This is a genomic window from Cellulomonas sp. NPDC055163, assembly GCF_053607065.1.
Map to the genome: position 1 here is coordinate 345706 of NZ_JBSGSU010000003.1, position 6208 is coordinate 351913.

The window sequence follows — 6208 nt, forward strand, 5'->3', positions numbered from 1 at the left end:
GTGGTGGTCAGGTGGAAGTCCGTGCGGCCCGCCGCGGCTCCCACACCCGCCCGTCACGGGCGAGCACCGACACGACGAAGGGCTCCACCATGTCCACCGAGATCCCCACGGTCACCCTGAACAACGGCGTCGCGATGCCGATCCTCGGTTTCGGGGTCTTCCAGGTCCCCGCCGAGGAGACCGAGAGCGTCGTGACCGACGCCCTCGCCGCCGGGTACCGGCACATCGACACGGCCGCCGCGTACGGCAACGAGGAGGCCGTCGGCCGCGCGATCGCCGCCAGCGGGGTCCCGCGCGAGGAGCTGTTCGTCACCACGAAGCTGTGGATCCACGACGGCGGGGAGGACGGCACCAGGCGCGCGTTCGAGGCGTCGCTGACCAAGCTCGGCCTGGACCGGCTCGACCTGTACCTGATCCACCAGCCGTTCGGGGACTACTACTCCTCCTGGCGCGCCATGCAGGACCTGAACCGCCAGGGCGTCGTGCGCGCGATCGGGGTCTCCAACTTCCACCCCGACCGGCTCGTGGACCTCGTCGAGCACAACGAGGTCGTGCCGGCGGTCAACCAGATCGAGACCCACCCGTTCCACCAGCGCGCCACCGACCAGCAGGTCATGGCCGAGCGCGGCATCCAGATCGAGTCCTGGGGTCCCCTCGCCGAGGGCAAGAACGACATCTTCACCCACCCGGTGCTCACCGAGATCGGCCAGGCGCACGGGAAGTCCGTGGCCCAGGTGACCCTGCGCTGGCTCACCCAGCGCGGCGTCGTCGTGATCCCGAAGTCCTCCCGCCCGGAGCGGATGGCCGAGAACATCGACGTCTTCGACTTCGAGCTCACCGACGAGCAGATGACCCGCATCACGACCCTGGACACCGGCGTCAGCGTCGCCTTCGACCACCGCGACCCCGCGATGGTCAGCTGGCTCAACAGCCGCCGCGACCGCTGACCCCCTCTCGCGACCCCCGCCCGGGGCAGGGTGCACGAGCACCGCGGTGCATCGCCCCGGGCACGAGCCTGACCAGCACCCCGAATGAAGGAGAACGACGATGATCACTCGCACCCTCGGCGCCAGCGGCCTGGAGGTCTCCGCCCTCGGCCTCGGTTGCATGGGCCTGAGCCACGGGTACGGTCCTGCGGCCGACCACTCCGACGGCGTCGCCCTCATCCGCGCCGCCGTCGACGCCGGCGTCACGTTCTTCGACACCGCCCAGGTCTACGGACCTTTCACCAACGAGGAGCTCGTCGGGCAGGCCCTCGCCCCCGTGCGCGACCAGGTCGTCGTCGCCACCAAGTTCGGCTTCTCCTTCGACGGCACCACCAGCACCGGCCTCGACAGCCGACCCGAGCACATCCGCGCCACCGTCGAGGACTCCCTGCGCCGCCTCGACGTGGAGTCGATCGACCTGCTCTACCAGCACCGCGTCGACCCGAACGTGCCCATCGAGGACGTCGCCGGCACCGTCAGTGAGCTCATCGCCGCCGGCAAGGTGAAGCACTTCGGCCTGTCCGAGGCCGGGGCCGGGACCATCCGCCGCGCCCACGCCGTCCAGCCCGTGACCGCGCTGCAGAGCGAGTACTCCCTGTTCTGGCGCGAGCCCGAGGCGCAGATCCTGCCCACGCTGATCGAGCTCGGCATCGGGTTCGTCCCGTTCAGCCCGCTCGGCAAGGGCTTCCTCACCGGCGCCATCACCACCACCACCACGTTCGCCGACACCGACCTGCGGAGCAGCCTTCCCCGGTTCACCGAGGACGCGCGCGCCGCCAACCAGTCCCTCGTCGACATCGTCACCGCGATCGCCGACCGCGCCGGCGCGACCCCCGCGCAGGTCGCCCTCGCCTGGCTGCTCGCCCAGCACCGCTCGATCGTGCCGATCCCCGGCACCACCAAGGTCCACCGCCTGCACGAGAACACCGCGGCGGTCGACGTCGCGCTCACGCAGGAGGACGTCGCCGAGCTCACCACCGCCTCCGGCCGGATCGACGTCCAGGGCGAGCGCTACCCCGAGCACATGCAGAAGTGGATCGACCGCTGACGAGACGCCGCCCGGGCGAGCAGCTCCAGCAATACCGACCGTCAGCAGTCCCGGTCACCGCCGGGTCCGCGCCCGGACCTCGACCCGGCCGAGGTGGTCCTGCCCGATCGCCTGACGTGACGCGCGCAGGCGCGCTCGTCCACCTGCTCCTGCACGTGCTCGCGACCACCTCGATCGGGGACGGGCTGTTCGCCCAACTCCTCGTCCCGGGGTGGCGAGCATCGCTGATCCAGGCTCGCAGCCCAGCCCCCGTCGTGCACGTCGCGGGCACGAAATCGTGCACGTCGCGGGCACGAAATGCAGGAAGGCCGCCCGATGGGCGGCCTGACCTGCTGGTTCACCTGCTCCCTCGACTGGACTCGAACCAGTAACCGTCCGATTAACAGTCGGATGCTCTGCCAATTGAGCTACGAGGGATCGCGCGGGGAAAACTCTAGCAGCCCTCGGGGAGTGCTCCGGTGCGCCCCCGGAGACCTCACCCGTCGAGGCCCGCAGCGGCCCTGACGCGCCGCTCCGCTGCGTCGACGAGGGCCGCGACCGCGGGGTCGGAGAGGTCGGTCGTCCCGTCACCGATGACCTGCGACACGAGCTCGCCGTCCTCGTCCCTGCGCAGCGCGACCCGGATGGTCCCCCCGCCCTTCACGGGCACCGTCTCGCTGTGCACCACCGAGGACTGCACGCGCTCGCGGAGGACCTGGGCGAACGTCGGCGCGCCGGCACCGGTCAGGGCGAGCTCCTGGGACGTCCCCGTGACCCAGTGGACGGTGAGCGTCGAGGTCTCCGCGTCGAGCGTCGCCCGGTCGACGTCCGCCCACGGCCGGCGCTCGACGGTCGGGTCCACGACGTACAGCGCGCGCCGCGACGCCGCTGCCCACCCGCCCCCGGCGAGCTCGGTCGCGACGAGCACACGGTCGCCGTGGGCCAGCGTGAGCTGGGCCCGGATCGGTGCGGGCAGGGACGGTCGACGCGAGAACAGGGGCACGCCTCCACCGTAGCGGCGCCCGGGCGGGCCGGACCGGCGTGCGGCCCGGGTCCGCTCAGGCGCCCGGAGTCGCGACCGCCGTGCGTGCGAGCCCGGCGACCGCGTCCCACGTGATGCCCGGCGCGGCGAGCTCGGCGCTCGCGACCGTGAGCGCGCCGGCGGCGGACGCGTGGCGCAGCGCGTCGGGCAGGAGCAGGCCGCGCAGCGACGCCGCGAGCAGCCCCGCGGTGAAGCCGTCGCCGGCGCCGTTCGAGTCGACGGCGGTCACGGGTACCGCGGCGACGCTCCACCAGCCCTCGTCGCGGCCGAGCGCCACCGCGCCGTCGCGCCCGCGCGTGCAGACGGCCCACCGGGCGCCGCCGGCCACGTGCTGCGCGAGGTAGCCCTCGACGTCGTCGAGCCGGTCGGCGCTCACGACCAGCACGTCGGCGGCCACGGCGAACTCGCGCTGGAACGGCGCCCGGCCGTCGTCGTCGTGCACGTCGCACCACAGCGGGACGCCGGCGGCGCGGACGAGGGGGATCAGCTCGCGGCTGTGCCCGGCGAGGTCGAGGACGGCGGCGTCGGCGCCGGCGAGCGCGGCGTGCACCGCGGCGGAGGCGGGTCCGGGCTCGGGCGGCAGGTCGAGGTAGACCGAGAGCCGCCCGCCGTCGTCGGCCATGAGGTTGAGGTGCCGCTCGCTCGGTCCCGGCAGGGGGTCGGCGACGACCTCCAGACCCGGGTGCGCCAGCTCGCCGCGGATGCGGGCCGCGGCGTCGTCGTCGCCGAGCGCGGTCCGCAGCGTCACGTCGACTCCCAGGCGGGCGAGCGTCAGCGCCTTCCCGGCGGACGTCCCACCGAGCGCGTCGCGGTGGCCGGCGGCGAAGAGGGTCTGGGGGCGGGCGTCGGGCAGGGCGGCGACCCGGACGAGCGTGTTCCAGCTCGCGGGGCCGTTGACGAGGACCTGGGGCATGCGCGCACGGTACCCAGGACCGGCGGATGCGTGCCGGAAACGATCCCTTGACCTGCGGTGACACGTGCCGCTAGCGTCCGCGCGTCGGACATCTCGGTCACGCGTCCAGCCCCTGCCGCTCATCGTCGAGCGGCCGAGGACGCGCCGTGGACCGCCGACCCGTCCCCAGGAAGCAGGTCCTCCCATGACACTGCCACAGTCAGAGAGCGCTCTCTCGTCCCGGCGGTACCTCCGCCCACGGTTGCGTGCCCGGCTCGCCGTCGGCCTCGTCGCGCTCGCGACCCTCGCGTCGGCGGTCGGCGTCGCAGGCAGCGCCGCCGCCGGGCCGGTCCCGGCGCACCGCGGGGGGTCCGGCCTCCCGGACCTCGGCGTGAACGTCAAGGTCTTCGACCCGAGCATGCCCACGAGCGAGATCCAGGCGACCGTCGACGCGATCGCCACCCAGCAGGTCGACAGCGAGATGGGCACCGGGCGGTACGCGCTGCTGTTCGAGCCCGGCACGTACGGCACACCCGAGGAGCCGCTGGTCTTCCAGGTCGGCTACTACACCGAGGTCGCGGGCCTCGGGCAGTCACCGACCGACGTCACCATCAACGGGCACGTCGACGTCTACAACCGGTGCCTCACGGCCGACAACTGCATCGCGCTCGTCAACTTCTGGCGGTCGATGTCGAACCTCACGATCAACGTCGCGGGCGGCCAGGACTGCCGGGCCGCCGGCAACTTCTGGGCCGTGTCGCAGGCCTCGCCGATGCGCCGCGTCAACATCACGGGCGGCAGCCTGACCCTGATGGACTTCTGCACCGCCGGCCCGCAGTACGCGAGCGGCGGGTTCATCGCGGACTCGAGGACCGGTCCCATCACGAACGGCTCGCAGCAGCAGTTCCTCGTGCGCGACAGCACGATCGGCGAGTGGTCCAACGCGGTCTGGAACCAGGTGTTCGCCGGCGTCGAGGGCGCGCCGGAGCAGACGTTCCCCGACCCGCCGTACACGACGCTGCCGACCAACCCGGTCAGCGTCGAGAAGCCCTACCTCTACCTCGACGCGCGCAAGGGCTACCAGGTGTTCGTCCCGAGGGCCCGCACCGACTCCTCGGGGACGACGTGGGAGGACGGCCCGACGCCGGGCCGCGCGATCCCGCTGCGCGACTTCTACGTCGCGACCCCCGCGGACAGCGCCCGCACGATCAACGCCCAGCTGGCCCGCGGCAAGCACCTGCTCCTCACCCCGGGCGTCTACGCGATCGACCGGACGCTCGAGGTGAAGCGCGCGAACACCGTGGTGCTCGGGCTCGGCATCGCGACGCTCACGGCGGTGGACGGCGTCGTCCCCGTGCGGGTCGCGGACGTCCGCGGCGTCGACGTCGCCGGGATCATGATCGACGCGGGCGAGGTGAGCTCCCCGGTGCTGCTGCAGGTCGGCTCGAAGCACGGCCCGCACCGCGGCGGCCACGGGCACGCCGACCGCCGCTCGAACCCGACCGCGCTGCACGACGTGTTCTTCCGCATCGGCGGACCCCACGTCGGCCGGGCCGAGGTCAGCCTCGAGGTCAACAGCGACGACGTGGTGCTCGACAACATCTGGGCGTGGCGGGCCGACCACGGCGAGGGCGTCGGCTGGGACCTCAACACCGGAGCCACCGGCGTGGTCGTCAACGGCGACGACGTCACGGCGACCGCGCTGTTCGTCGAGCACTACCAGCGGTACAACGTCATCTGGAACGGCGAGCGGGGCCGCACGATCATGTTCCAGAACGAGCTGCCGTACGACCCGCCGAACCAGGCGGCGTGGCAGCACGACGGGGTGCTCGGCTGGGCGGCCTACAAGGTCTCCGACCGGGTGCGGCAGCACGAGCTGTGGGGCGGCGGGGCGTACGTCTACACGAACGTCGACCCGACGATCCACGCGACCCGCGGCTTCGAGGTGCCCGACCGGCCCGGCGTGCGGCTGCACGACATCATGACGGTGCAGCTCGGGGCGGGGACGGTCGACCACGTCGTCAACGACACCGGTGCCCCGGTGAACGGTGACGCGGTCGGCGTGCCGAGCTTCGTGGTCAGCTACCCCTGACCGGCGGCGGGGAGGGAGGGTGGGGGGGGGGGAAGGGGGGGGGGGAAGGGGGTGGGGGGGGGGGGAGGGTAGCGAGGGGAGGGGGAGGTGGATGAGCGACGACGACACTATCGCGCAGGGCATGGCGGTGCACGACGTCACCCCGCCGGAGGTCTCGCGCCGTCGGCTG

Annotated in this window: 5 protein-coding genes and 1 tRNA gene; 3 read left to right on the plus strand and 3 right to left on the minus strand. The window is 72.9% G+C overall.

Annotated elements, in window-relative coordinates; genetic code table 11:
* Positions 1-89 precede the first annotated feature (89 nt).
* On the plus strand, positions 90-947 hold the full coding sequence (locus ACWFNE_RS07800) for an aldo/keto reductase (protein WP_452121862.1): 858 nt from the start codon (positions 90-92) through the stop codon (positions 945-947).
* Positions 948-1047: 100 nt separating this feature from the next.
* Positions 1048-2034: an aldo/keto reductase gene (locus ACWFNE_RS07805; RefSeq protein WP_452121863.1), complete on the plus strand. Its 987-nt coding sequence runs from the start codon at positions 1048-1050 to the stop codon at positions 2032-2034.
* 344 nt (positions 2035-2378) lie between these two features.
* Here the strand turns inward: ACWFNE_RS07805 and ACWFNE_RS07810 are convergent.
* The 3 genes from ACWFNE_RS07810 to ACWFNE_RS07820 all read right to left on the minus strand — a co-directional run bounded on the left by ACWFNE_RS07810 (position 2379) and on the right by ACWFNE_RS07820 (position 3968).
* Positions 2379-2451: transfer RNA gene (locus ACWFNE_RS07810), tRNA-Asn, on the minus strand.
* Between the two features lie 58 nt (positions 2452-2509).
* A complete protein-coding gene (locus ACWFNE_RS07815; RefSeq protein WP_452121864.1) occupies positions 2510-3016 on the minus strand; it encodes a hypothetical protein in 507 nt (168 codons plus the stop codon).
* A gap of 55 nt (positions 3017-3071) precedes the next feature.
* Positions 3072-3968, minus strand: a complete 897-nt coding sequence (locus ACWFNE_RS07820; protein WP_452121865.1) for a carbohydrate kinase family protein — start codon at positions 3966-3968, stop codon at positions 3072-3074.
* Positions 3969-4152: 184 nt separating this feature from the next.
* Here ACWFNE_RS07820 and ACWFNE_RS07825 point away from each other — a divergent pair, with 184 nt between their 5' ends.
* Positions 4153-6039, plus strand: coding sequence for an adenylyl cyclase (locus tag ACWFNE_RS07825; protein WP_452121866.1), 1887 nt, complete (start codon positions 4153-4155; stop codon positions 6037-6039).
* Positions 6040-6208: the final 169 nt, after the last annotated feature.